The 509-nt window shown below is 69.0% G+C and carries 1 pseudogene; it reads left to right on the top strand.

Features of this window, described 5'->3' with window-relative positions:
- Positions 1–509 (top strand): annotated as a pseudogene (locus AC5WRL_RS28115) (hypothetical protein); the annotation flags it as partial.

The raw sequence follows: 509 nt of genomic DNA, 5'->3' as shown, positions 1-509 counted from the left end.
CCGGCCTGACCCACCTCACCCGCCTCAGCCACATCACCGAGGGCCTGGCCAACCTCACCACCGCCAAGGACATCGAACTCCCCGACGGCACCATCCGCCTGGACAACGGCACCATCATCCACCCCGACCGCCCCTACGACCCGAACACCCTGGGCCCCGGCCAACACGCCGTGGAACTACGGGACGGCTCCGTCCTGTCCCCCGACGGCACCACCCTCCACCCCGACGGCACCCTCACCTCCCCCACCGGCGCCACCATCCAAACCCCCCACGACATCCCCATCGAACTCACCGCCCGCGACCGCGCCATCCTCAACAACGCCACCCCCGAACCCGAAATGGCCGGCACCCACCGACCAACAACAGAAGCCACAGCACAAATCGGCGACCCTTCAGGACCTCCACCACAGCCCCACCAACCGGCCACAGGCTCGACTGAGGGAATCAGCAGAGACCTCCCCAGCCAGCGGAACCCCGACGGTGCCCCGTCCTCACCCCACCCCGGTGGA

It is taken from the genome of Streptomyces sp. NTD107 (assembly GCF_059510435.1).
Note: the sequence above shows the minus strand (reverse complement) of the source record. Positions and strands in the feature narration are given on the sequence as shown.